This is a genomic window from Acinetobacter gyllenbergii CIP 110306 = MTCC 11365 (genome assembly GCF_000413855.1).
In the GTDB taxonomy this organism is placed as follows: Bacteria; Pseudomonadota; Gammaproteobacteria; order Pseudomonadales; family Moraxellaceae; genus Acinetobacter; species Acinetobacter gyllenbergii.
Window position 1 is genome coordinate 48,412 of record NZ_ATGG01000010.1, and the last position, 25,661, is coordinate 74,072.

Sequence of the window (25,661 nt, forward strand, 5' to 3'; positions counted from 1 at the left end):
GCGTTGTAGATTCTAGTTGTATCGGAGTTTATACCACAACGCAACTGCATAAACGGTCATACGGTTCATATAATGTGGGCCGTCAAAAATATAGACGGTTTGCCCTTCGTAGGCTTTCAACTGCTGCATGACTTCCCAAGGATAGGCGGAGCGAAATTTTCCGCCTTTCACGGGACGAAATGCTTCTAATACAATCACAATCTTGTCTTTGCCAAACTCTTTTTGAAGGTCTTCTAATACAACACGCGCTTGTTGTGGTGTCCGCGTTCCAACGCCAACGCCATCTTGGAAGAAGACGCCAGTATGGCTTGGTAACCAGCTTTTAAGCCAAGAATCTAGATGCTCTGGTGCCTGCTCTCCACTATAGATACTGATCCACAGCGGTTTGGGCAAAGTTCGGATGGCATGGGCCAGATCATCAACACCGATCCAGGTTGGGTCGGCTTCTACAGGAAAATAATAACCTTTAAGGGGAATAATTTGGGTGTTTTTAATGATTTTTTGGGAGCTCTCAGCAAGTTTTAAGACATTGGCGCGAGCGAGCTTCTCATCATATTCTCCTGCTAGGCCAAGTAAAATATGCTGAGCCCATGCTTTTTGCTGGAGCTGTTTTAGATTGATGTTTTTATCCCATTTTTCTAAACCGATATCGTGATCAAACCATGATTTAGATTGTACAACTGACCATTGTGGCACAAAAGTAGAAACACCAAGTAAGTCCCAATTGCCTGACGGTGGCGTGGTTGCCAAGTCAGGCTGCCAGAACATACCTTCAATGTGCGGAGCGTGTACGTCTGTTTTGAGATGATGAATACAACCTCCTAAAAATAAGAGTGCTGATAATGTAAATGTGATTAAAAACGTTGTTTTAGTCAGCCTTATTTTTAGCATTTGGTCTTTGTCGCCAGTACCAGAGCAAGATTGCAACAATCATGATAGCAGAGATTATAACGACCAAGAGAAAGAAGGAGGATTGTTTTACCAGAGGTGCTTTTTGATTTCCGACCATAATCTTTTGTAAAATAAAGACTTGTCCGCTTTCAGTCACCAATATTTTGCTGGCATTATTTGGGATGTTTTGTTGAATCTTTTCCCAAAGCTTGGTGAAGTTTTGTGCCCCTTGCATTGAGTCGGTAATAATATCAAAGCGTTGATCATGGAAACTTACCAAGAAGCCACTCACGGTTGCTGGTGCGTACAGTGTACTCTGATGCATTAAAACCTGTTGGCGATAAATGTTGGGATTGACCTGTACATTGAGCAGTTCAGGTTTAGCTGGATCCAACTTGACCAGATTTAGTGGAATCGGGTCATTGGTCATCAGCATTTTTTTGGCCACTTGGCTGATGATCATCGCAACTTCTAAGCTTCCCGCATTACCGTCAATCGCAATAGTGGGATGTGTTGCAAAGGTCATCGATAAAGATGCAACACCATTTTTCAATTTGTGCGGTAATTTCACCGTCGATTTTTGCGTATCAATCCACAGAGAACCTTTCGCAGTCGGTAAACATTGTGAGTTGACGATAACCGAGTTTTCAAGCTTTAGGTTGAAGGTGGTATTATCTGAAATGGTCTTGGCAAAGTAGTTAAATTGGCGGTTAACAGGGTCTGAATCTAAATTGGCTGTTTTCAAACTCCCCGCAAAACCGCCATCAATCCAAGTGGTAATATTTGAGCCTTCCAATAAACCACTTTGCACACGCAATGCAATTTGGCCTTGTAAAATGTCGGTTGGTTGCCAAACTGCAGGGAAATTAAGGAAGAGATTTTTTTCAGCTTGATTCAAACGGAAATCGCTAATTCCGAGGTCAGCAAGGGTATGGATTTGTTTGATTTTAGCCCAGTTCGGTGCTGCCAGTTTATTGGGAAGAAAGGTTGCCGAAGTATTGAGTTGTTGTAAATAGTCTGAGTTAAGTAAGCCATTGATTGCGGAGACCAGTTTTTCTGGTTGGTCATATTGAATTTGTAAGGTCGGAATATCATTTGCCGTACTGATTTGAACCAGTGTTCCTTTCGGTAAGGCGGTCGCTGATTTGACAATTTCAATATAAAAGTTAGGTGCTTGTTCCGTTGGTGCATTTTGCTCATACCATTGGATTGGCGTGACTGAACCCCAAGCACTGATGAGACGCCCTAACATTGCAGCTTCATTGAGATTGGCTGGGTTATACTTCAGCACACCGACAAAAGGCGTTGGCCGCACAACCTGAGGATTGAACAAGGCATCAGGTAAATCTTTTAAGCGATAAATGGGGCGATGACGTATATACTCAATCTTAGAATTGCTTAAATAAGTCACTTGATCGACATCCTCACTACAGAAGGTAGTGCGATCAGCCGCAGGCGAAGTGTTGGGTGAATACTGCTGTAAAATAAAATCTAGGCGATGGAAGCCGCTTTGGGTTGCTGGGATATCGAAACTCAAAGTACCATCACCATTTAAGGTGGTGTTATAAATCAGTTTGTCATCAAATTTCACCAATAAAGTAGTGAAATGCTCGGTAGAGTAATCACTGCTAAAACGGATGTTCTGCCATTCAGAGCCTTTGCCAACATAGAAGAAATGCGGCTCAATGGTATATTTATTGGAGGTATTGATGTTGTCAAAGGTCCATGTATTCAAGGTATCTGCAAAAGCAAATACTGGCAAGGAGAGGGCGACACTGGCAACTACAGCTTTTAAAAGTGGATGTTGTAAAGTTCTATTTTTCATTTATTTTTTCTCCTTGCTACGCTCAGTTTTATACCACTGTAACGAATTTCCCTGAATCTTATTTTTCAGCATGTCATAAGCAGCTTTAAACACGATAAATAAGAACACTTGTGAATAGGTTACGTAAGATAAGACCGAGAAGAAATATAGTTGAGGTTTAGCTCGTTCTAAAGATAAGGTGAACCACATTTGTGCGACATATAAACAGAAGGATAAGCCCCAAAGCAGGGTGAATGGGCCGGGAACAGTAATCCCAGCAATCCCAAGCAATCCTAAAGCTAAGGTAATGTGACTCCAGATCAGTGCCGGTACAAAGAGAACATAGCACATGATGTTGTTGAAAATTTCGATGCCGATTGGAAACGGTTTTCTCAATGCAATTGGCAGATATTTACTGGTGACATAAAAGTTTCCTTGCGTCCAGCGTGAGCGCTGTTTGACAAAGACGCTCAATGAAGGTGGGTCTTGTTGCCAACCAACTGCATACGGTACCCATTTAATTCGTCTTTGGCCAAGGAAGATACGAAAGCTCATTTCGGTATCATCGACTAATGATTTTTCATCAAAACCACCCAGTGTTTCCAATGCATCGCGCCAGATTACATAATTGGTGCCCATCAGGGTGGACAACTCAAAACGTTGCCAACGCCCCCCTTGGAAAATCCATTGGAAGAAAATAAATTCGATCGCAATAAAACGGGTCAAAATACTGTCGCGCCAGTTACGGGTACGAACTTTACCATTCACTGCAACTAATTTTTTATCCGCCAGTAAGGTCTGGGCTAATAAGCGCACACAGTCTGGTTCAGGCGTACTATCTGCATCATAGACCACAATGAGCTCACCGGTGGCATGGGGTAAACCATTGTTCAGCGTGCGTGATTTTCCTTTCCCTCCCATACCTTTGGGTACATTGACAATTTTAATGCAGGGATAAATGGCAGCCATAGCTTCTGCAATTTCTAAAGTATTGTCTTTTGAACCATCATTAATCAGGAGTACTTCATAGGCATGGGCAGGATAATCCTGCTGGGCAATCGCATGTAGGGTATCTTCAATCACCACACCTTCGTTATAGGCAGGAATCAAAACACTTAACATGGGCCAGTGCTCGGGAACAGGCATGTTTTCCAGTTCCTTGGCTGCATTTTTTGAATACTTCCATGCCTGAAAACTGAGCCAAGCCCAGAAGGCTTGAGGAATCCAGATGCCTAAAAAACCGAATAAGAAAAGAATGTCAATTGCGGGCATTTATTCTTCTCCTGCGGATAATTGAAATAATCAAGATCAGGAGGAGTCCACCACCGAGCAGCAGCGAAACCCAAGAGATCGAACTACCAAAGGAGCTGAGAAGACTTGGATAATGTGCTGAATAGATATAATCCAGTGGAATGACCACTGTACTTAACCCAATTAAAATATAGCCAAATAAACTAGTTTTAACCCCTTCGGTGCTGCTGGTAAATTTTGTACGATTCAGATCCCAGGAAATACCCAATTGAGGATATTGAATAGTATTTAAGGGCATCCCAAGTGGTGGATTAATCACGACTTGATAACCTGAGCTTTGTGAGGAGTCAGTAATGGCTTGATAAAAATAATGCTGATGATGCTGAATTTTACGTGCGGGAATACGCAATTCATCTGGAAGATCGGACTGAATAATATAACTTCCAGCAGGCTGCGCAATGATGTTTTCATCCCAACCTGTTTCGATCAATGCTGCTAAAGGGCGTAAGCCAATTGCCGTTGAAAACGTGGCTTTGGCGGCAAAATATTTGGCATGGGTCATCTGATATAAGGCAACAGGAATAGCGCCTTCATTGACGGCTTTTTTAATTTTATAATATTTCACTACGCTAAAATATTCATTGGGTAAAATCACACCGGGCTTGATCCCTTGTTCAAGCAATTGTTTAAAGCTTTCAGAGTCTAATTGATCGGAAGTGAAAATTGGCCACCACGTGGCAGGTTGTGGAAAGAGCTCTGCTACAGTTTGGGGCGTTTGAACTTGAGTACTGAGATCTTGTTTAGCTGTTTCAATCTGGCAGTGATAATACTGCTGATAAAATTGCTGCAAGGTGGTATCTGGAAAATGACTGGTGGCGACCAAAACACCACAAATATTGAGGAGTACCGACATTAGCTCACCTCACTACTTGGAGGGGCTAAGTATTCAGTATGTTGCTCGATCTGGAGTTTAAGGACGGTAAGCTCTTGAAGGTCTTGAATAAACTGAGGAAATCCTTGAGTTTCATCTGAGGTTGTTTCATGAATCACGATACTTTGAATTTCACTAAGTTCTTCATTGATGAAGTGGTAAATTACACTGTCACGCTCAGTAGATAGGATTTCCATAATTTTATTTTGTGTGTCTTTCCAAATATCTTCACCCAGCATTTCACGAATCAGGACAGTGTTGCTAATACGTGTCGTAATGATTTTATAGTGATCTTTTTGGGTAAGCTGAAGTAACTTTTTTAATTCGCCTTGGAAATGTTTCAACGCAGTGAGCGGCAAGATATCGTGTTGATAATTGCGGTCATAACTTTGAATGGCTCGGAAACTTTTTAATGCATTTTGAATATTATGACGGATAGCACTCAAAAAAATCGGGGTAATTGGAAGTACAAACAACAATAACAATTGGCGTTCGACATAAGTCTGATTGGCCAAGTCGAGGAAAAAGTAAACGGCAACGCCTATAAACGTGAGTAAACCCACGATGATGGCCATGCCAACATTTAAGAACGCACCTGAGATTAACAAGATGAGTAGAAATACCCAACTTCCACGATAACTTGCTGGTAGCCATTCATACGCAACAATGCCCATAAAGATTTGGGCTGAGATAATCCATAAGACGAGTGCTGGAGCTGGATTTTTTTGCATAATCGTTTTTAGTTTTAATATATGTCTTTTGTGGAAAAGTTAGCATTATTTTACGGTTTTGACGATAGTTTTTCTGTTGTTAGCTTTGTAAAATAATTTTATAAACAGTAACATACAGTATAGCCTGTATTTCAGAGTAATAAACAGTAGTCAAAATGATAAGAATTTTTAATTTATGTAAGCTGAGTTAGATTGTTTTAAATGCTGCTATGGCTCGTAGACGGCTGTGCTTTAAATCAACCATTGGCTTAGGATAATCTAGTACTAAGGCTTGATTCTTTGCATAAGGGTCATGGATTGTTTTGTGATCAAGATGAGCCAGTTCAGGGATCCATTGGCGAATATAAACGCCATCGGGATCAAACTTTTGTGATTGTGTAACAGGGTTAAACACTCGGAAATAGGGGACCGCATCGGTACCTGTTGAGGCACACCATTGCCAACCCCCATTATTTGCTGCTAAATCGCCATCGATTAAATGCTGCATAAACCATTGTTCTCCCTTACGCCAGTCAATCAACAAGTTCTTGCTTAAGAACATGGCACAGATCATACGTACTCGATTATGCATCCAACCTGTCGCCAACATTTGCCGCATGCCCGCATCAATAATCGGAATCCCTGTTTGCCCTTGTTGCCATTTTGCTAGAGCAACATGATCATTACGCCAGCTGATTTTTGCAGTGGAAGATTGGAAAGGTAGATGCTTTGAAACTTGGGGGAAATCAAACAAGATATGTTGATAAAATTCTCGCCACAGCAGCTCATCTAACCAAGTTTGTTGCCCTTCAGACTGAATTTCAAAATGCCCGTGTTGTTGTCTAAACAGGGCTTGCAGGCATTGTCGAATGGAAAGAATCCCGATATTTAAATAGGCAGATAACTGACTGGTGCCTGAAACAGCTGGTAAATCACGTGCAGTTTTATAATCTGCTAAGCGAGTATGGATAAACTGGTCGAGTAAGGTGAGTGCATAGTCTTCACCCACTTGCCATTCAGCAAAATGCGGATGTTGGATCTGTTCTAGATAATCGTGATGTAATTGTTGAATGTTATCTAGCTGAAAATAGGACACATCGAGCGAGAGTGGTTGCTGCTGCGTAGGAGCCGGGTAGCATTGCGGTAAACCATGCTGTAAACGTTGATAACAGGTTTTTTTAAATGCGCTAAAAACTTTATAGGGTAAGGCAGACTGATTGCGGATCGAAGCCACAGGAAATAAGGTTCGATCATGAAAAAGTATGAATTCTTTTTGCTGCTGATGGAGTTGTTGTTGGATGGCCTGATCGCGTTTTAATTCATTGACACCGAGTTCGACATTGGCATAGACATGTTCAATCTCAAGTCGTTGGAGCAAATCAGCAAAAAAATCAGGTAGATCTTTCCAAAGTGAAATGGTCTGAACCATTAAAGGAATATTGAGTTGATGCAGTTGTTTTTTTAATTCTTGCAGTTGGCGTAAATAAAATTCGATTTTAATGGGCGCATCATTATGTTGTTGCCATTGCGCAGGCGATAAGATCACCAGTGCCAGACATGAACCAGCCTGAGTCGCATGCCAAAGCGCAGCATGATCTTGGATTCTTAAATCTTGGCGAAACCAAATCAATTGATAGGGATGAGACATAGTTGACAACGTAGATGGTGATTGAAATGACCTTAAGCGATTTTCTGATTTTAAAAAAGTATTTGCTAATAAAAAAGCAAAGCCCAAGCTTTGCTTTTTGCATCTAATTCAAATCATGAATTAGTGGTGGTGACCACCTGCACCGTGAACGTGACCGTGATCTAATTCTTCTTGAGAAGCATCACGGATTTCAACGATTTCAACTTCGAAAGTAAGATCTTGACCAGCAAGTGGGAAGTTCGCATCAACAATGATGTTGTCGCCTTCAATTGCTTTAACGGTTACGATTTGAACGCCGTCATCAGTTTGAGCTTGGAATTGCATACCAGGTTGGATGTTGTCCACACCTTGGAACATTTGAGCTGGAACTTCTTGAACGAGGTCAGGGTTGTATTCGCCATAACCTTCAGCAGCTGGAACGTTTACAGTGAATTTTTCACCAACAGTTTTACCTGTAAGAGCATTTTCTAAACCTGGAATGATGTTGCCCGCGCCGTGCAAATATGCAAGTGGTTCACCTTGAGATTGATCAAGTGTTTCACCCTCAGCGTTTGTTAAAGTGTAGTGGAATGAAACCACGTGGTTATTTGCAATAGCAGTCATGTTTTGAATCCATGTCATCAATAGTTTTAGCTGTATATCATAAAGTGAAAAATAGATTTTGTTGACTATTTTCCACTTTTTGAAACGATTTACTTAAATATTGAGTCGAAATATCAAATTTCAACTCAATACAGTTTAATTTTTGGACGGACACGACGCGTTAGGAAATCTTTCATGGTGAGCATGCCCGCTTGGGTATAACCATGAATATTGGCTTGATGTAGTCGGTATAAAGAGACGTACATAGTTTTGGCAATAAAACCTTGTACGCTAACATCGCCCAACAGCTCTCCCACCGCTTGATTGTGGCTCAATGACACCAGAGACCCTTTTTCATTAAAGCTAAACATTGGCTGAGGTGAACCCGACAAACGCGCAGCCATGGCATCTACCAAGAAGGTGGCCTGCTGACTTGCCACTTGCGCACGTGGACCTAGTGGAGGTTGGCGTGCATCCAACTGACAGTTGGCGCAGTCGCCGAAAGCAAATACATTTGGATCAGAGTAGGTTTGCAGCGTTGCATAGACCATTAAGCGATTAATCTTGTCCCGTTTAAAATCATGGAATGATTCTAAAACTTTAGGCGCTTTAACACCTGCGGCCCAAACCGTAATATCTGAGTGTAAAACACTGCCATTGCTAAAATAGACATTGGATTCATCGACTTTCTGTACTTTGTGTTGCGTCAAAATGTCGATGCCCATTTTCTTGAGTTGCTTGGCACTATGTGCAGCGGTTTTCTCAGTCAGTGCAGGCAAGATACGATCAGAAGCTTCAATCAAGGTAATTTTGACTTGTTTAGGGTCAATTTTCTTTAAGCCATAACGATAAAAGTTTTTGGTGGTTTCAATCAGTTCAGCTGCCAGTTCAACCCCCGTTGCCCCTGCGCCGACAATGCCAATATTTAAGGCACGTTCAGTTGGCTGGTTTTGTGCTTCGATATACAGATGGAACAAATCCTGTTGGAAGATGTCAGCTTGTTGACGACTATCAAGGAAATGACAGTATTCACGCACACCCTCGGTACCGAAGTCATTGGACACAGAGCCAACAGCAAGCACTAGCGTATCGTAGTTAAGTGTCTGGATCAGTGGGGTGTGTTCTTTGGAAAGTTGTGGAGGAGAGAGCGTAATTTGTTTTTTATCTTTATTGACATCAGTGAGGGTACCAAGGACGAACTCAAAATGATGTTTTTCTGCATGAGCAAAGTAATTGGTCTGTTCTTCGTGGGGGTTGAGTGAGCCAGCTGCGATTTCGTGAAGAAGTGGTTTCCATATGTGAGTGAGGTTTTGGTCGACTAGGGTAATTCGGGCTTTCTTACGTCGGCCAAAACGTTCACCTAGTTGTGTCGCAAGTTCTAAACCACCTGCGCCACCGCCTACAATCACGATATGATGTAAGGTTTTACTCATGATTAACCTAATTTTTTTTGTGAAAGGATGGCAGGATTATGCCATCCTTTTTTCAATATTGTATTGGTAATCTTGATAGAAAAAGTAGGTTTTTTTTAACCTTGATTTAAAGGATAAAGTTTCGGGTTTTGAGTATCGTTGGTTGAAAAAAAACTGAACAGATTAGAAAACCAGATCATAATTTTTTGAAAAATGTTGGCTTCTTCAATCTGAACATCATTCTCAATCTGTAAGCTACGAATCAATTGGTTGTTTTGATAAATCGATACCGTGGCCAAGTTCATGACTTGAGTCAAAGGTGCAGTTAAATGCTGTTCATTCAGTTCGATATTGATATGTGTATTCGTCGTTTGAAGCGGTTCAACGGTCGTGACTTGCTGGTTGGCATCAGTCAAATGAATACGTTGTGTCAATAAATCAAAAGTATTTAAATCAATCGGCGCTGCTTGACCATAAAGTGAGGTGGTGACAATCGTTGGTTGCTGTGTTTCAACTTTAAACATTTTCAAAGTCGATTTAATTACAGGTAGTTCAGCAATGAGTCGTTGTTTTGGAATTACTTCTTCATCTCGGGTATAGGTATAAGCCAAATTCATCAATTTATGTGCCACTTCTGCACGCTTTACTGCGCTTGGTGTGCCTAACACCACCACAATCAAACGACGTTTTTCAACATGCGGATTAAAGGTTGGACGCTCAGCAGTGAGGGCTAAGTTGTAACCTGCCGCTTTGGTAAAACCTGTTTTTAGACCATCAGCGGTTGGATCCATTTTCAATGCTAGATTAGTTGCATGATGGAAGCGTTGGTTATAACTAAAGCTTGGCATTTTTGAATAATATAAATATTCAGGGGTTTGCTTCACAATGGCTTTCGCAAGCAGGCTGAGATCAGCAGCTGTAGAATAATGATCGGTCATGGTAATCCCAGCTGGATTACTAAAATGCGTATCTTTCATGCCCAAGGCTTGCGCCTCTTGATTCATACGCGCCACAAATTGCGGTACGCTGCCCGAGATTTTTTCTGCAAGCGTGACGGCTGCATCATTGGCAGACATCACAATGAGGCCTGCTAAAAGCTGGTCAACAGAAATCTGTTCACCTGCTTTTAAATACATTTGTGACTCATCCCACATGACTGTACTAACAACAGGCGTTGCGGTCAGTATGTCTTCTTTACGTAATTTACCCGCCTCAATTTCTTTTAGCGCGATATAGGCCACCATCATCTTGGTGAGTGAGGCTGGTGCACGCTGAACATGACTATTATGCTCAGCAATAATTTGTCCGGATTGAGCATCAATCACAGACCATGCTTGAGCTTCAACGGTTTCAGGGGCAATGTTGAGTAAATTTGCATGTGCAAGGTTTGCACAAATGAGACTAAACAACGTAAAGAGGGGGAGGAGAAATTTCACGTGAATACCTTGTAGTGCCGATCCGGTGGCCTTAAATGTGAGAGGAGAATGCTATGACTTTTTTGTTGAAGAATCCAGCAACTTTTGCTGACAATTACGACATCTACGCATGACTTTGTAAAAAAATGCTAAGCTGTGTGAAATTGTTCCTATTTTTCATGATTAGAAATTATGTTGCACTATCAAATTGAGTTCGACGATTATCGCCAACACCTGATTCATGTCACCTTACGTTTCCTTGCCAACCCCAATCAAGAACTTTGGTTGCCAACTTGGATTCCAGGCAGCTATTTAATTCGAGAATTTTCCAAACACATTGAATCGGTAAAAGCATCTGATGAAGCAGGGCGTTTACTCAGTATTAAAAAAACAGAGAAAAATCGCTGGCGTTTATTCAATACCGATCATGAACTGATTACGGTGGAATATGATGTCTATGCTTATGATTTATCGGTACGCGGGGCCTATGTTGATCAAACCCGTTTATACGTCAATCCAGCTTGTGTTTGTCTGGGTTTAAAAGATCAAGAGCAAGCGCCGTGTGAAGTGGAAATCTTCCTCCCAGATGAACTCAAGCATTTTCAAATTGCGACGGGTTTGCCAACCAAAAGCTTGGTTAAAGGACGTTTTACTTTAAAATCAGATAACTACGATCAGTTGATTGATAGTCCATTTGAGTTGGCCGAGCAAAGTCGTTTTAGTTTTGAAGCCAATGGTATTGCGCATGAGTTTGTGATTTCTGGCAAGCATGCGACCAATTTAACTCGTTTAGAGGCAGATATTAAAAAGATTTGCCAAACTGAAATCGACATCTTTGGTTCAGCACCATTTCAAAACTATACCTTTATGACCATGGCAACTGGTAATAGTTATGGTGGATTAGAGCATTGCAATAGCACCAGTTTAATTACACCGCGTGATGATTTACCTAAGGCGGATGAGGCAGAAGAACCGTCTAAAGATTATCAACGCTTTTTAGGTCTATGCAGCCATGAATATTTTCATTCATGGTTAGTAAAATTTATTCGCCCTGAAAATTTTACCAACTATGATTTGCATCAAGAAGCCTACACGAGCTTACTGTGGATTTTTGAAGGCTTTACTTCATATTATGATGATCTGATTTTGTTGCGTAGTGGCGTGATTTCACAAAAATCTTATCTGGATTTACTTAAAGCGCAAATTGACCGTTATTTACAAAACCCAGGGCGTTTGGTGCAATCTGTTGCTGAGTCAAGCTTTGATGCTTGGATCAAGTTTTATCGTCAAGATGAAAACTCGAATAATGCAGGCACGAGCTACTATAATAAAGGCAGTTTGGTGGCACTTTGTTTGGATTTGGGGTTGCGCTTACGTGGTTCAAATTTAGATGCCTTGATGCGTCGTCTATATGAAAATACCCAAAATGGGATTCAAGTGAATGATCGGACGATTTTTGACTTATGTCATGAGTTGACAGGGGATAACTGGATTGAGCAAATCAATCATTTGATCAACACCACAGATGAATTGCCACTGGATCAACTCTTCCCTGAATTTGGTTTAAGTTATAGCACCAAAGAAGACAAGGCTTTGCCATTTGGCTTAAAAGTTGTTGATAAAGCTGAAGGCGTGGTAGTACAACAGCTTCGTCGAGAGAGTGCTGCGGCAAGGGCTGGGTTGTCTGCCAATGATGTGATTATTGCGATTGATGGCATCAAGGCTTCGGAAAAACTGTTGGCAAAGTATGCAAAGCAACAAGGTAAATTTATTGTTTATGCATTCCGCCGTGATGAGTTTTTACAATTTGAACTGGAAGCAGGTGAGAATGCACTGACAACAGTTGAACTCAAAGTCGAAGATCAAAATAAGCTGGATCGTTGGTTGAAGTAATCATGTGTTGATTAAAAAGGAAGAGCTGAATCTCTTCCTTTTTTTGTATTTAATTTTGGTATGAGCGTGGATTTATTCCTGCTGAAACTTTGATTTTGAAAGAGTGAATCGTTAAAAGGCACATCTATTTCTGCTTAGTCACTAAGCGTGAAATTCCTCTAAACTCGGCAATAATTTCATTGTGCTGATTGGCGATTGTAATATCATAAATTTCAGATCGTCCACTTGGCGCTTTGAAGCTTGCTGTTGCAGTTAAAGTATCGCCAATTTTTCCTGGTTTGATATAGCTGATATTGCAATGCTGTCCGACAGCAGGTTGTTCACTATTACATGCAATCGCAAAGGCACTGTCTGCAATCGCAAAAATAATGGCACCGTGGCAGGTGCCATGCCCTTGAGTATGATTTTCTTTCACTGTTAAAGAGACTGCGGCTGAACGATGACCTGAGGCTGTTAGTTTTGCACCGATCATTTGCATCACAGCATCTTGTTGAAATAATGCATTCATCTTGGCAAGATCCATCTTTTTATATGATATGGTTTTAAATATAAATTATTTTTTTTGAATCATAAATGCCGTTTTGATAAATGATCGATAAGATCTGATAAAAAGCGCAATATTTTTGACGTTCAAGCAGGTCGTGATTGAGTTTCGCTGGGCTTATGTATAGGTCATTAAATCGTGAGTTAACAAAGATAAAATCGATTTAAAAGTGTGTCGATTACATTGAACCTACCACTAAAGAATTAACGAATTGTTCATCTAAGCCTGTCAAAATAGCACGGGTTATTTAGCAATTTATGTATTTGTTTGCTAAATGATCAATTCGGTATCTATATTTAAAGCAGACAGTGGTTTGTATTTGAAAAGCCAAAACTTGACCGCATATAGATATGGCGAGATGCTACTATTATATCATTTTGTAGTATTTTTTATCGAAATGTCGTTATCACTGGATATTGCGTTGACTCGCATGTGATGAACACTGATACTCTCAAGTTTGTTTAAGCAAATCGGTTCTAGGAGCTGGGCCACAAGCACAGTTATCCGTAACTCAATCCAACACAAGGGGCTATATATGGCTGGTGGAAAGTCAAAAATCATTTACACACTGACTGACGAGGCGCCGTTATTAGCGACCTATTCATTGCTACCGATCATTGAGACCTTTACAAAACCTGCTGGCATTGAGATTGTTAAAAGTGACATCTCAGTTGCAGTACGTGTACTCGCAGAATTTTCAGATTACCTTAAAGATGAGCAAAAGGTAAACAATAACCTTGCAGAGTTAGGTCGTCTTACACAAGATCCAGATACCAATATCATTAAACTTCCAAACATCAGTGCGTCTGTTGCTCAGTTAGTGTCATGTATTAAAGAGCTCCAGTCGAAGGGTTATGCGATTCCTGATTACCCAGAAAATCCAACCACTGAAGAAGAAAAAGAGATCAAGGCACGTTATGGTAAATGCCTTGGTTCAGCAGTAAACCCTGTATTGCGTGAAGGGAACTCTGATCGCCGTGCGCCAGCTGCTGTGAAAAATTATGCAAAAAAACACCCGCATTCAATGAGTGAGTGGAAACAATGGTCTCAAACTCACGTTTCTCACATGGATGAAGGCGACTTCTACCACGGTGAAAAATCAATGACTTTAGACCGTGCACGTAATGTGAAAATGGAACTCATCACTAAGTCTGGTGAAACCATTGTGCTGAAGCCAAAAGTCGCACTTCAAGATGGTGAAATCATTGACTCAATGTTTATGAGCAAGAAAGCGCTTTGTGATTTCTACGAGAAAGAACTTGAAGACTGTCGTGAAGCGGGCATTTTGTTCTCATTACACGTGAAAGCAACCATGATGAAAGTGTCACACCCGATCGTATTCGGTCACTGTGTGAAAATTTACTATAAAGACGCTTTTGAAAAACACGGTAAATTATTCGACGAACTCGGTATTAACGTGAACAACGGTATGGCTGGTCTTTATGAAAAGATCGCAACTCTACCAACATCTTTACGTGAAGAAATCATCGAAGATTTACATGCTTGCCAAGAACACCGTCCTGCACTTGCAATGGTGGATTCTGCTAAAGGCATCACCAACTTCCATTCACCAAATGACGTGATTGTCGATGCTTCTATGCCTGCAATGATTCGTGGTGGCGGTAAAATGTGGGGTGCTGACGGCAAACCTTACGACTGTAAAGCTGTGATGCCAGAATCAACTTTCGCGCGTATCTACCAAGAAATGATCAACTTCTGTAAGTGGAATGGTAACTTCGATCCACGTACTATGGGCACAGTACCAAACGTTGGTTTGATGGCGCAAAAAGCAGAAGAATACGGTTCACACGACAAAACTTTTGAAATCTCAGAAGCGGGTATTGCCAACATTACTGATTTAGACACGGGTGAAGTGTTGATGTCACAAAATGTAGAAGAAGGTGATATCTGGCGTATGTGTCAGGTGAAAGATGCACCAATCCGTGACTGGGTGAAACTTGCAGTAACACGTGCACGTAACTCAGGCATGCCTGCGATCTTCTGGCTTGACCCGTACCGTCCACACGAAAATGAATTGATCAAAAAAGTTGAAAAATACTTGAAAGATCATGACACCACAGGTCTTGATATTCAAATCATGTCACAAGTACGTGCAATGCGTTATACGCTTGAACGTGTAGCGCGTGGTTTAGATACTATTTCTGTCACTGGTAACATTTTACGTGACTACTTAACTGACTTGTTCCCGATTATGGAATTGGGTACTTCAGCGAAAATGTTGTCGATTGTGCCGTTAATGGCTGGCGGGGGCATGTATGAAACAGGTGCGGGTGGTTCAGCACCGAAACATGTTCAGCAGTTGGTTGAAGAAAACCACTTGCGTTGGGATTCACTCGGGGAGTTCCTTGCGTTAGCAGTGTCTTTAGAAGAGCTTGGTATCAAAGAAGATAATAACCGTGCGAAATTGCTTGCGAAGACGCTTGACCAAGCAACAGGTAAACTTCTTGATAACGACAAGTCTCCATCACGTCGTACAGGTGAGTTAGATAACCGTGGCAGCCATTTCTACTTAGCATTGTACTGGGCTGAGGCATTAGCCGCTCAAGACGAAGATGCTGAGTTAAAGGCGAAATTTGCTCCGCTTGCAAAATCGCTTGCTGGAAACGAACAGAAGATTGTTGCTGAACTTGCTCAAGTTCAAGGCCAAGCTGCTGATATTGGTGGTTATTATGCAATCGACCCAGCGAAAGTAAATGCAGTAATGCGTCCAAGTGCAACGTTTAATACGACACTTGCGTCACTTTAATTATTGGTATATCACCGACAACATTGTCGGTGATATAAAAAAGCCGATGTGAAAACATCGGCTTTTTATTAATATGAGTCGGATTTTTCGATTTTTGGGGTTTTAAAGTAAAAGATGGAACAAACTCGGGCTGATACGCATTCCTCTGTTTTTATGGCAGCTTTTTTATTGTTACATCTAGCTTATTATATCGTTTCGGAATCCACTTACAGTTTTATTGAAAATCATATTTATCAAAAGAAACAAGAATATGTTGAAGCAGATGAGAAAATAAGGGTTTATATAGAAAAATACCCAGCTAAAAAAACGACATACTATTTTGAGCTTTACAATGATGGTTCTTATCTCGGAGATATTTTCTGTGGTGCTACTATGATTCATTTATGTCGGGAGTGGAGTGATTATCAGTATGGCTTTAAAGTCGAAAATTTAGCCTACGAAGCCCGAGTTAATGATTTAGGTGAGGTGAAGTCGGTTAGAGTTAAATATTTTGACTTAATTAATAATGATAAATATAAAATTATAAATAATAGGGAGTTTTTTTCTCCATCATTATCAACACTTGTTGGTAAATTAGTGATCAGTCTTATTTTTGCTCTCTGCGTAAATCTTTCGATCTTGATTTATTGGTGTAAAATTCTTCGTGAAAGACAGCTAAATAAATATAAATATGATTACTTTATAATTTATGGTTGTCCCTTACTTATGTTGGGTTATTTCATAAAATGTATTTTTGATATTTATTCGTTTGTATTCTGAATCATCTGTTGTTTAGCGCATGTTTTAAAGCCCACGAAAGTGGGCTTTAAAACATCTAAACTCTAACGCCCATTACGGTTACGGCCACGCGGTGCTTTGGTATTTGGACGGGTTGTGCCATTGGTCTTGCGACGTGGTTTATCGGCATCGTCAGTTTGCCAAATACGGGTTGTACCACCACCTGCTTTTTTCTTGCCTTTAAATGGTTTTTCACCTTTTTCTTCTCGAGCTTTATCTTTAGCGCGTGAAAAGTGCGGTTTATTATTCGATTTTCTCGCGAAAGAACGACCTTCATAAGGTTTATCGGCAGGAACATCTTTAAAATCTGGATAAAGCAAAGGTTCGATTTCCAATTGTTCACCTGGCTGTAAACCTAGTTTAACGAGATCGATGCTACCAATTTGAGTACGAATCAGACGTAAAGTTGGGAAACCCACAGCAGCGGTCATACGACGTACTTGACGGTTACGACCCTCGCAGATTTGTAATTCGATCCAAGTCGTTGGAATATTGGCACGATAACGTACAGGTGGATTACGTTCCCACAGCCATTCAGGCTGATCAACTTTACGCGCTTTGGCCGGTAAAGTCATACCATCTGCAAGTTCAACGCCTTTTTGCAATTTTTCAATAGCTTCTTCTGTGACATCACCATCAACTTGAGCAAGATAAGTTTTATATTTCTTATTGTCTGGATGGGTGATGAATTGATTTAAACCACCATGATCAGTAAGAAACATTAAACCTTCAGAGTCTAAATCTAAACGTCCTGCAATACGAAGTTCAGGATCTTTGATAAAACTTGAAACTGTTAAATGTTTTTCATCTTCGCGAAACTGTGACAAAACGTCAAAAGGTTTGTTAAATACGACTACTTTCATATGGATATACTACTTTGGCTATGGGCGGCATCATAACAATAAAGGTTTTTATTTAATGGAGAAATGTTGTTATTTCCCGTATAAATCTCAAAAAAAACCTGTTTTGAACTAAACTGGTTCATGCAATAAAAAACGAAAGTATGCCATAGAAGGCATAGAGATAATCGCTAAATACATGAGGGAGAACCTGCAAAATGGGTTATCAGAAGATCGTGGTTCCTGCTGATGGAGACAAAATCACAGTAAATGCAGACCTGTCACTGAATGTTCCAAATCGACCAATCATTCCTTTTATTGAAGGTGATGGTATTGGTGTGGATATTACACCAGCAATGAAGGCAGTAGTAGATGCCGCCGTGTTAAAAGCTTACGGTGGCAAACGTTCAATCGAATGGATGGAAGTCTACTGCGGCGAAAAAGCAGATAAAATTTATGGCAATTATATGCCAGAAGAAACTTTTGATGCTCTACGTGAATTTATTATATCAATAAAAGGCCCGTTAACGACACCCGTTGGCGGCGGTATTCGTTCTTTAAATGTCGCATTGCGCCAAGAACTCGATCTTTATGTTTGTGTACGCCCAGTACGTTGGTTTGAAGGCGTTCCATCACCAGTTCAGCATCCCGAACTCACCGATATGGTAATTTTCCGTGAAAACTCGGAAGATATTTATGCAGGAATTGAGTGGAAAGCAGATTCGCCGGAAGCCAAGAAAGTGATTAAATTCCTGCAAGAAGAAATGGGCGTAACCAAAATCCGTTTCCCGACTGATTGTGGCATTGGAATTAAACCCGTTTCAAAAGAAGGCACACAGCGCTTGGTGCGTAAAGCGATTCAGTTTGCGATTGATAATGATAAACCTTCGGTGACCTTGGTGCACAAAGGTAATATCATGAAGTACACCGAAGGTGCGTTTAAAGAGTGGGGCTATGAACTCGCCATGGAACGCTTTGGTGGTCAATTGTTAGATGGTGGGCCTTGGGTAAAAATTAGAAATCCAAGAACGGGCAAAGACATTATTATTAAAGATGTGATTGCTGATGCTTTCTTACAGCAAATCTTGATGCGTCCAGCCGATTATTCAGTGATTGCAACGCTGAACTTAAATGGTGACTATATTTCTGATGCACTTGCAGCAGAAGTGGGTGGCATTGGGATTGCTCCAGGCGCGAATATTGGTGGTGCAATCGCAGTCTATGAAGCCACACACGGCACCGCACCAAAGTACGCAGGGCAGGATAAAGTCAATCCAGGTTCAATTATCTTATCAGCTGAAATGATGTTGCGAGATATGGGCTGGACGGAAGCCGCGGATTTGATTATTCAAGGTGTTTCAGGAGCGATTTCTGCGAAAACCGTGACCTATGACTTTGAACGTTTGATGCCAAATGCAACCTTGTTGCGTTGTTCTGAGTTTGGAAAAGCCATAATTCAGCATATGGAAGATTAGTTTTCTACATAATAAGAGGGCGGTTTTGCCGCTCTTTTTTATTTTAAAATTGAGATAAATAAGTCAGGAGAAAAGCATGTACAAACGAGCATGCATGGCATATTTTGATGTATTCGAAAATAAATATTGAACACCATGGCTGAAAGAAAATACGGTGCTGCTACACCAAAAACTACAGAAACCATAACCAGTTTAGATTGCTATGGTCAGGTACTCAGCAATCAAAAATATGAGCGGACTTTGTTTGTTGATTTAGATCTGTCAGAAGCCCAAAGCACAGGTGCTGTTTTTAATGAATGTACCTTTCGTCGTGCACGTTTTAATGCATCAGTTCATCAGCATAGTGCATTTTTAAATTGTACTTTTCATTTCTGTAATTTCTTTGATAGTAAATTCACCGACTGTAAATTTGTTGGCAGTATGTTTAGCGATTGTCAGTTTCACCACATGCAGGTTGAAGACAGTGATTGGGCTTTTGTTGGATTGCCGGGCGCTGATCTAGAGAAAGCTTCTTTTTTGCGAACTCGTTTGAGAGAAGCCGATTTGACGGGAGTGCGTTGCCATGGAGGCTCGCTGCGAGATAGCGATCTATCTGGTGCATGGCTACATCGTGCAGATTTTACCGAATGCGATTTAAGGGGCAGCGATTTGAGTGCCTTAGACCCGAAAGAAACGCAGATTAAAGAGGCGATTATCAATCTTGATCAAACGCTGATGATTGCTGAAAACCTAGGTTTCGATGTCAGAATTGATTGAGTCTGAGAAAATAATTCGGTCAAAATGAGTGGTTTTAGGCCACTCATTTTTATGGGAGAGATAAGCTAAAACTTATTTTTAAGCAAGATAGAGCCGAATAAAAGGAATCAATTGTGATCTAAAGAAGTTTGTTAAACGGTTATTTAAACTCAATGTGTGTGGAGATTATCCATGATAATACTGCTTGTGTTTGTGAAGATACCGCATCGGCCGTAGGTGATATCAAACACGCTACAGCTCAAGAACTTGGATATTATCTCTTTGCAGAAGGTCAATAAAAAATTAAACAATATGCGAAACATGAGTATTGAGTGATATGTAATAGGTAGCATACTCTCAAATTGAGAGCTAATTAAATTAATGCCGTGCTAAGACAGTCTCAACTTTAATTATTGAGGCTGTTTTATGATTATATTTTTTCGCTATTAAAATCTGTACTTCGATGGCCTAATTCTGGCTGCTCTCGCTCTAACCATTTTTGATAGCTAATACTGATGTTAAATATATTCATGCTTATACTCAGTAATAACGCAATAATGCTAACTAGAATTGCTATTTTCTGCTTCAGAATTAATGTAATAATTAATATTAAAGCTGAGGTGGAAATGAAAAATCTATCAATTGAAACAGCATAATGATTGTTCTTTGTCATAAAAGACAGGGTATAAATGAATACAACTCCAATAATGTTTAGGAGAGCAACCCAAAATAAGATCTTAACTTTCATATCACTTCTTCTTTCAACAATGAATGCTGGAATTCGGTCCCCACCTATGACATTACGGTCATTAACCTGTATAAATCCTCGTTATGTATCTATGGCTTTAGAAACCACATTACATTTAGGGCAATAATGACTCATTCCCTCTAAATGAGCCGCTTTACCATCTACTAGTCAAGAATCATCTCCTTCAATGATTTTGCCACCGTGATTAGTAAAACACCCTCTTGTTATAAATGCTTGCATATTATGAATATCCAGAATTATTAAAATAAATAGAAAATTTAAAAATAATTGGATAAAGATTGTCACCTTTATGCTTTTTATGCAAAGCATTGCCTAATTTGTTTATAAATTAGATGCTTTATGTGTGTTTAATGAGTTTAAATATAATGAATTGGATTATATTGAATTTGTTATGGAAAATATGAGCTTTCATTAATTACCTATATTATGTACACATCTATTTATCCATACTGTGAAAACAAATAGCAACTTATTAAAGATGTGATTATTTAAAGGCTGATTTAAAAATTCAATACCTACAGCAAGTGATAATAAATAAATCTTCATATTCAGCGTTGATTAGTCTGCTTTTACTTTACAAAAGGGATCAACGTTTGGGTTGCTATTCCAGATATATTCGGCTTCTTCTGCACAAAGCTGGGCAACTTTTTCACCCTGTGTGTCATGGATGAAGGCAAGGGTCATATCCATACCTGCACTCACACCCGATGAGGTATAGAATTTCCCATCAATCACCCAACGGGCTTGGGCTTGCCACAACACTTGGTCATTAAGTTTTTGTACGAACTCAAATGCCATTTTATTCGATGTTGCTTTAACGCCATTTAAAAGACCGGTCGCTGCAAGTAATGAACTGCCTGTACAGATTGTCAGAACATATTTGCTTTGATCTGCTAAAGTTTTAAGCTGATCAAGAAACTGCTGATTTTTGATTAATTCAAATGTTACGATGCCACCAGGAATCAGCAGAATACTTTCGGCATTTGTTTCGATTTCGCTCAATGATTTGGTTTGGATACAGACACCATGTTTATTGGAAACTAGACCGCCATTCAGACTGTAAAACTGGACTTGATAGTGCTGTTGCAATAGACCAAACAATTCAACAGGTCCCATAATATCAAGGGTTTCAAAGTCTTCAAATACGACAGCATGTACAGAAATAGGCATGGCTTTTCTCACTTGATTTATCTGCTTAACACCATAGTCAGCTGTAAATTTTTTATTGTGAATATTCTGTATGGCTTATTTTGAATTATGCTAAATCAGTGGACTTTTGGCCTGATCTGTTAGCAAGCGAAACGCATTTTTGGCTTAAAATTTAGGCGTTTAAGCAGGCTGAATGAGAAAAGCAGCGGTGTATCGTAAATTTAGAAAAATCTGTATCTATAATTTCTGGACCAGATGTTCAAAAATAACTGAAAAATAGAGCGAGTGCCGTGTTATGAAGATGTATCAAGTGGATGCTTTTACCCAAGAATTATTCAAAGGCAATCCAGCAGGTGTAATCGTTGTTGATGAATGGTTGGATGAGCATTTGATGCAGAATATTGCCATGGAAAACAATTTATCTGAAACGGCTTTTGTAAAAACGATTGATGAGCATAATTATGAAATTCGCTGGTTTTCTCCACTCAATGAGGTTGCGTTTTGTGGACATGCTACTTTAGCCAGTGCTTTTGTTTTATTTAAAGATTTCACCAAGCTTGAAACCATCCAGTTTCATGTACGCGATTTGGGTATTTTTATTGTTAGCCAAGATGCTGATGGTAAAATTAAAATGAATTTTCCGATTCGTAAAGCAGAGTTGGTTGCTGACTATCCGCCAGTATTACGTGAAGGGCTCACCAAGCCTTTTAAAGCAGTTTACCGTAATGTCCAAGCCTATATTATTGAATATGAAACCGTACAGGATGTCTTGGATGAACAACCAGATTTTGAAAAATTAAAACAACTCGGACAAATTCGTACTGCGATTACCGCTTCTCAGCCTGATGTTGCCATTACCGCCAGAGGTGAAGGGCAGTTTGATTGTGTTTCTCGTTATTTTGCACCAGCGATTGGTATTGATGAAGATCCTGTAACTGGTTCAATTCATACGGCGATTGTTCCACTCTGGGCTGAAAAATTGAATCAGACTCGATTAAAAGCCTTTCAAGCCTCTAAACGGGGTGGAATTTTAGATTGTGTCATTGCATCTGAAGATCGTATTGAAATTTCAGGTTATGCAAAATTGTATCTGCAAGCTGAACTAGCAATCTGAATTTTAACTTAAACTGTGCAAAAACAAAGATAAAAGCTGTTTAAATAAACAGCTTTTTTCAAAACATAACTATTAAAAATGCGAATCGTTCTCTACTATAGCTTGACGTTTTTATTTAAATCACCAAAATTACTTGGATAAATTATGTTAATGCGGTTTAAGCAGCTTACTCTCTCTCTTTGTTTGATCGGGTTGAGTGCGACGTCTTGGTCTCAGACAGTACTCGTAAAAAGTGAAAAAAATATTGAAGAATATAAATTAGATAATGGTTTCAGAGTTATTCTTGCGCCAAACGATAAAGAAAACAAAGTTTACGTTAATACGGTTTATTTCACGGGTTCATTGAATGATCCAAAGGGTAAAGGTGGTCTGGCTCATCTATTGGAACATTTGGCGTTTAAAGGTACGCAGAATGTCAAAGGGGATGAGTTTCAGCGCCGTTTAGATCAATTTACTTTGATGACCAACGCCAGTACAGACTATTACTCAACCAAATATTTAAATATCGTTCGTCCTGAAAAAAATGCGCTGAATGAGATTCTATATCTCGAATCTGAGCGTATGGACAAATTGGTACTGCAAGAAAAATTTGTACCGTCTGAAATTGAAATCGTAAAACGCGAACGTGAAATCCGTATGGATCAACCGTTTGCGGTTTTAATGGATCAAATGTGGAAAGCGGCGTATGGCAACCAATATCTGGGTCGTTTGCCGATTGGTGATCTACCTGAATTAAAGTCGATTCAACTGAATGAATTGAATCAGTTTTATAAAACTTGGTATGCGCCGAATAATGCGGTGATGGTCATTTCTGGTAAATTTGATAAGACTGAAGTACTCAATAAGATTGACCAATATTTCAGTCCGATTGCAGCGCGTGCTGTGCCTGCTCAAGTGCAAGTGCCTGTGTTGGATTCAAGCAAAATTGAACAGCGTCAATTTACGGTACACAAGGGCAGTGATTTAGCCAAATTCCATATCTATATGAATGGCAAAAATACCAAGCTGCAGCCTGCTTTAGCCTTAGCACCCGCACTGTACACCATGCAACCAAGCGGTACTTTATACAAGAGCATGGTTGAGACCGGTATTAGTACGGCAGTGCAATCGACTACATGGTTAGATCAAGATTTTAATGTGGTGTTTATGGGTGCAATTTATGCCCCGAATCATGATGCCAAAAAAGTCCAAGAGGCGCTCACGGCAGGTGTTGAAAATAGCCATGAGTTTAGTGAAGCTGAGTTACAACGAATCAAGAATATCACGCAAAATGATGCGGATACGATTATGAATGATGCGGTGGCTTTGGGTTCACGTCTAAGTGATTACGCAGTTTCATCTCATGGTCAATGGGATCAATACTTTAAAGATTTGCAGGCTGTTAAAGATTTAAAATTAAAAGATGCCAATCAAACCTTAAAAGACTTTTTAGTTTCATCCCATCGTATTTCAGGTGATATTTTACCGACGCCTGAAGATCAGAAAAAAGCGATGACGTTGAAAGCTGAACAAAAGCCAAAAACGCTCGACCAAACTGCTGAAAAGCCTGAGCCTTTAAAAGATGCTAGTGTGTATAAGCAGGAAGTTAGCCAGTTTATGGCACAGTCTGCTCAGCAATTGCAAAAAAATGAGCAGAAAATTCAGCGTGGCGAGTTGAAGAATGGTATTCGCTACGCGCTATTCCCAACGCCTACACGTGATGATAAAACCTATGCCACCATTAGTTTAGATTTTGGTGATGAGAAAGCGCTGTTTGGTAAAGGAGTCACTTTAGATTTAACCAGCTATTTAATGCTACGGGGTTCTGAGAAGCATACCTTGCAGGAAATTACCGATAAGGCGATTGCGGCGAGTGGTGGCGCATCGGTCAGTTCAAATGGCAATGGTTTTACCATCGTTGTTCAAGCGAAAAAAGACAAATTTGAAGACTTCTTAAACTTTATTATTGATGTCATCAAACAGCCGAAATTCTCGCAAACTGAATTTGATTTGGCAAAAAATCAAAGTTTGTCGGTACTGGATCGTCCATATACAGAACCTGCGGTTGTGTCATCAATGACTTTATCTAAAATTTTGGAAATCTATCAACCAGGGGATATGCGTTATCACTTTGAACCTGAGCTTGCCAAAAAGCAGATTAGTGAAGTCACTCAGCCACAAGTCAAACAATTCTATGATCAATTCTTTGAGACCGATCATGCACAAATTGCGGTAACAGGTGATTTTGATGCCAAGAAAATGCAGAAGACCTTACAAAAGGCCTTTGGTTCTTGGAAAGCAAAGCAACCGTTCACAAAAGTGACCGGTCAATATACGGTGTATAAAGCACAGAAAGTGCATGCTTTATCAGAGCAGCGTGAGTTCGGTAGCTATCAAAGTGTATTGGCATTGCCTGTTGGTTCGTACCATAAAGATGCGCCTGCTTTGATTATTCTCAGTCATATTTTGGGTAACTCACAATTGTCATCTCGTTTGGCTCAAGAGTTACGTGAGAAAAATGCGTTGGTGTATGGTTTTGGCAGTGGCTTAGACCTCGACCCAGATATTGATGATGGTACGTTGAGTATCACTGCAAATTATACTTCTGGTCGTTCAGAGCAAGTTTCGCAATCAGTACACAAGGTATTGAATGAGTTGCTGAGCAAAGGCGTGACTGAGCAGGAAGTGGAAGCAGCCAAAGCAGATATCATGAAGAAACGTGTGACGGCTTTGGAAGATGAGCGCAATATTCATGGTATGTTGACAGGTCAATTAGAGCGCAACAAGACTTTGTTGGATCGTGCTGAACGAGATCAAGAGCTTGCAAAACTGAGTAAAGAAGATGTCAATGCTGCCATCCAGAAATACATCAAACTTGATCAGTTTGTCGAAGTCATGGCTGACCAATATGGTCAAGCACAAGACTTGAAGTAAATCATAAAAAGAAAGCCACCGATGAGGTGGCTTTCTTTATTG

At 40.1% G+C, this 25,661-nt stretch carries 19 protein-coding genes and 1 pseudogene; 7 read left to right on the forward strand and 13 right to left on the reverse strand.

Going from position 1 to position 25,661, the window contains the following annotated elements; all coding sequences use genetic code 11:
- Positions 1–12: 12 nt before the first annotated feature.
- From F957_RS15315 to F957_RS15275, 9 genes are all read right to left on the reverse strand, one after another.
- Positions 13–891 (reverse strand): alpha-amylase family protein, encoded by an 879-nt coding sequence (locus F957_RS15315; RefSeq protein WP_016660214.1) that lies wholly within the window; start codon positions 889–891, stop codon positions 13–15.
- A complete protein-coding gene (locus tag F957_RS15310; RefSeq protein WP_016541257.1) occupies positions 869–2,716 on the reverse strand; it encodes a hypothetical protein in 1,848 nt (615 codons plus the stop codon). The genes F957_RS15315 and F957_RS15310 overlap by 23 nt, the downstream gene beginning before the upstream one ends.
- Complete coding sequence (locus F957_RS15305) at positions 2,717–3,967, reverse strand: glycosyltransferase family 2 protein (protein ID WP_016541258.1); 1,251 nt, start codon at positions 3,965–3,967, stop codon at positions 2,717–2,719.
- A complete protein-coding gene (locus F957_RS15300) occupies positions 3,954–4,859 on the reverse strand; it encodes a hypothetical protein (RefSeq protein ID WP_016541259.1) in 906 nt (301 codons plus the stop codon). The genes F957_RS15305 and F957_RS15300 overlap by 14 nt, the downstream gene beginning before the upstream one ends.
- Entirely contained in the window at positions 4,859–5,608 is a 750-nt protein-coding gene (locus F957_RS15295) for a hypothetical protein (protein ID WP_016541260.1), read from the reverse strand. The genes F957_RS15300 and F957_RS15295 overlap by 1 nt, the downstream gene beginning before the upstream one ends.
- Positions 5,609–5,795: 187 nt before the next feature.
- On the reverse strand, positions 5,796–7,235 hold the full coding sequence (phrB, locus tag F957_RS15290) for a deoxyribodipyrimidine photo-lyase (protein ID WP_016541261.1): 1,440 nt from the start codon (positions 7,233–7,235) through the stop codon (positions 5,796–5,798).
- Positions 7,236–7,355: 120 nt separating this feature from the next.
- Positions 7,356–7,838 carry an FKBP-type peptidyl-prolyl cis-trans isomerase gene (locus tag F957_RS15285; protein ID WP_004652066.1) on the reverse strand — a complete coding sequence of 161 codons (483 nt, stop codon included), beginning with the start codon at positions 7,836–7,838 and terminating at the stop codon, positions 7,356–7,358.
- Positions 7,839–7,963: 125 nt separating this feature from the next.
- The gene (locus tag F957_RS15280) at positions 7,964–9,250 is read right to left on the reverse strand and encodes an NAD(P)/FAD-dependent oxidoreductase (protein ID WP_016541262.1); all 1,287 of its coding nucleotides are present in this window, start codon (positions 9,248–9,250) and stop codon (positions 7,964–7,966) included.
- 95 nt (positions 9,251–9,345) lie between these two features.
- A complete protein-coding gene (locus F957_RS15275; protein ID WP_016660215.1) occupies positions 9,346–10,665 on the reverse strand; it encodes a D-alanyl-D-alanine carboxypeptidase PBP6B in 1,320 nt (439 codons plus the stop codon).
- Positions 10,666–10,836: 171 nt separating this feature from the next.
- On the opposite strand from F957_RS15275, the gene F957_RS15270 reads away from it, so the two are divergent.
- Positions 10,837–12,537, forward strand: coding sequence for a M61 family metallopeptidase (locus F957_RS15270; RefSeq protein WP_016541264.1), 1,701 nt, complete (start codon positions 10,837–10,839; stop codon positions 12,535–12,537).
- A 124-nt stretch (positions 12,538–12,661) separates the two neighbouring features.
- On the opposite strand, the gene paaI is transcribed toward F957_RS15270, so the two are convergent.
- Positions 12,662–13,045: a hydroxyphenylacetyl-CoA thioesterase PaaI gene (gene paaI / locus F957_RS15265; protein ID WP_016541265.1), complete on the reverse strand. Its 384-nt coding sequence runs from the start codon at positions 13,043–13,045 to the stop codon at positions 12,662–12,664.
- Positions 13,046–13,616: 571 nt separating this feature from the next.
- Here paaI and F957_RS15260 point away from each other — a divergent pair.
- Both F957_RS15260 and F957_RS15255 read left to right on the forward strand, forming a co-directional pair.
- Positions 13,617–15,848 carry an NADP-dependent isocitrate dehydrogenase gene (locus F957_RS15260; RefSeq protein WP_016541266.1) on the forward strand — a complete coding sequence of 744 codons (2,232 nt, stop codon included), beginning with the start codon at positions 13,617–13,619 and terminating at the stop codon, positions 15,846–15,848.
- A 114-nt stretch (positions 15,849–15,962) separates the two neighbouring features.
- Complete coding sequence (locus F957_RS15255; protein WP_016541267.1) at positions 15,963–16,607, forward strand: hypothetical protein; 645 nt, start codon at positions 15,963–15,965, stop codon at positions 16,605–16,607.
- A 62-nt stretch (positions 16,608–16,669) separates the two neighbouring features.
- On the opposite strand, the gene F957_RS15250 is transcribed toward F957_RS15255, so the two are convergent.
- Complete coding sequence (locus F957_RS15250; protein WP_004652077.1) at positions 16,670–17,488, reverse strand: rRNA large subunit pseudouridine synthase E; 819 nt, start codon at positions 17,486–17,488, stop codon at positions 16,670–16,672.
- A gap of 194 nt (positions 17,489–17,682) precedes the next feature.
- Here F957_RS15250 and icd point away from each other — a divergent pair, with 194 nt between their 5' ends.
- Positions 17,683–18,939 (forward strand): NADP-dependent isocitrate dehydrogenase, encoded by a 1,257-nt coding sequence (icd, locus tag F957_RS15245; protein ID WP_016541268.1) that lies wholly within the window; start codon positions 17,683–17,685, stop codon positions 18,937–18,939.
- A 135-nt stretch (positions 18,940–19,074) separates the two neighbouring features.
- Entirely contained in the window at positions 19,075–19,695 is a 621-nt protein-coding gene (locus F957_RS15240) for a pentapeptide repeat-containing protein (protein WP_016541269.1), read from the forward strand.
- Positions 19,696–20,506: 811 nt separating this feature from the next.
- On the opposite strand, the pseudogene F957_RS21845 reads toward F957_RS15240, so the two are convergent.
- A pseudogene (locus F957_RS21845) lies at positions 20,507–20,752 on the reverse strand (PAAR domain-containing protein); the annotation flags it as partial.
- Between the two features lie 249 nt (positions 20,753–21,001).
- A complete protein-coding gene (locus F957_RS15230; RefSeq protein WP_016541271.1) occupies positions 21,002–21,613 on the reverse strand; it encodes a DJ-1/PfpI family protein in 612 nt (203 codons plus the stop codon).
- Between the two features lie 274 nt (positions 21,614–21,887).
- On the opposite strand from F957_RS15230, the gene F957_RS15225 reads away from it, so the two are divergent.
- Positions 21,888–22,706 carry a PhzF family phenazine biosynthesis protein gene (locus F957_RS15225; RefSeq protein ID WP_016541272.1) on the forward strand — a complete coding sequence of 273 codons (819 nt, stop codon included), beginning with the start codon at positions 21,888–21,890 and terminating at the stop codon, positions 22,704–22,706.
- A gap of 144 nt (positions 22,707–22,850) precedes the next feature.
- Complete coding sequence (locus F957_RS15220; protein WP_016541273.1) at positions 22,851–25,619, forward strand: M16 family metallopeptidase; 2,769 nt, start codon at positions 22,851–22,853, stop codon at positions 25,617–25,619.
- Positions 25,620–25,661 lie beyond the last annotated feature (42 nt).

What these genes read in the sequence shown, in the direction of transcription:
- F957_RS15315 (WP_016660214.1), bottom strand. Translation starts at nt 891, where the DNA reads ATGCTAAAAATAAGGCTGACTAAAACAACGTTTTTAATCACATTTACA.
- F957_RS15310 (WP_016541257.1), bottom strand. Translation starts at nt 2,716, where the DNA reads ATGAAAAATAGAACTTTACAACATCCACTTTTAAAAGCTGTAGTTGCC.
- F957_RS15305 (WP_016541258.1), bottom strand. Translation starts at nt 3,967, where the DNA reads ATGCCCGCAATTGACATTCTTTTCTTATTCGGTTTTTTAGGCATCTGG.
- F957_RS15300 (WP_016541259.1), bottom strand. Translation starts at nt 4,859, where the DNA reads ATGTCGGTACTCCTCAATATTTGTGGTGTTTTGGTCGCCACCAGTCAT.
- F957_RS15295 (WP_016541260.1), bottom strand. Translation starts at nt 5,608, where the DNA reads ATGCAAAAAAATCCAGCTCCAGCACTCGTCTTATGGATTATCTCAGCC.
- phrB (WP_016541261.1), bottom strand. Translation starts at nt 7,235, where the DNA reads ATGTCTCATCCCTATCAATTGATTTGGTTTCGCCAAGATTTAAGAATC.
- F957_RS15285 (WP_004652066.1), bottom strand. Translation starts at nt 7,838, where the DNA reads ATGACTGCTATTGCAAATAACCACGTGGTTTCATTCCACTACACTTTA.
- F957_RS15280 (WP_016541262.1), bottom strand. Translation starts at nt 9,250, where the DNA reads ATGAGTAAAACCTTACATCATATCGTGATTGTAGGCGGTGGCGCAGGT.
- F957_RS15270 (WP_016541264.1), top strand. Translation starts at nt 10,837, where the DNA reads ATGTTGCACTATCAAATTGAGTTCGACGATTATCGCCAACACCTGATT.
- paaI (WP_016541265.1), bottom strand. Translation starts at nt 13,045, where the DNA reads ATGAATGCATTATTTCAACAAGATGCTGTGATGCAAATGATCGGTGCA.
- F957_RS15260 (WP_016541266.1), top strand. Translation starts at nt 13,617, where the DNA reads ATGGCTGGTGGAAAGTCAAAAATCATTTACACACTGACTGACGAGGCG.
- F957_RS15255 (WP_016541267.1), top strand. Translation starts at nt 15,963, where the DNA reads ATGGAACAAACTCGGGCTGATACGCATTCCTCTGTTTTTATGGCAGCT.
- F957_RS15250 (WP_004652077.1), bottom strand. Translation starts at nt 17,488, where the DNA reads ATGAAAGTAGTCGTATTTAACAAACCTTTTGACGTTTTGTCACAGTTT.
- icd (WP_016541268.1), top strand. Translation starts at nt 17,683, where the DNA reads ATGGGTTATCAGAAGATCGTGGTTCCTGCTGATGGAGACAAAATCACA.
- F957_RS15240 (WP_016541269.1), top strand. Translation starts at nt 19,075, where the DNA reads ATGGCTGAAAGAAAATACGGTGCTGCTACACCAAAAACTACAGAAACC.
- F957_RS15230 (WP_016541271.1), bottom strand. Translation starts at nt 21,613, where the DNA reads ATGCCTATTTCTGTACATGCTGTCGTATTTGAAGACTTTGAAACCCTT.
- F957_RS15225 (WP_016541272.1), top strand. Translation starts at nt 21,888, where the DNA reads ATGAAGATGTATCAAGTGGATGCTTTTACCCAAGAATTATTCAAAGGC.
- F957_RS15220 (WP_016541273.1), top strand. Translation starts at nt 22,851, where the DNA reads ATGTTAATGCGGTTTAAGCAGCTTACTCTCTCTCTTTGTTTGATCGGG.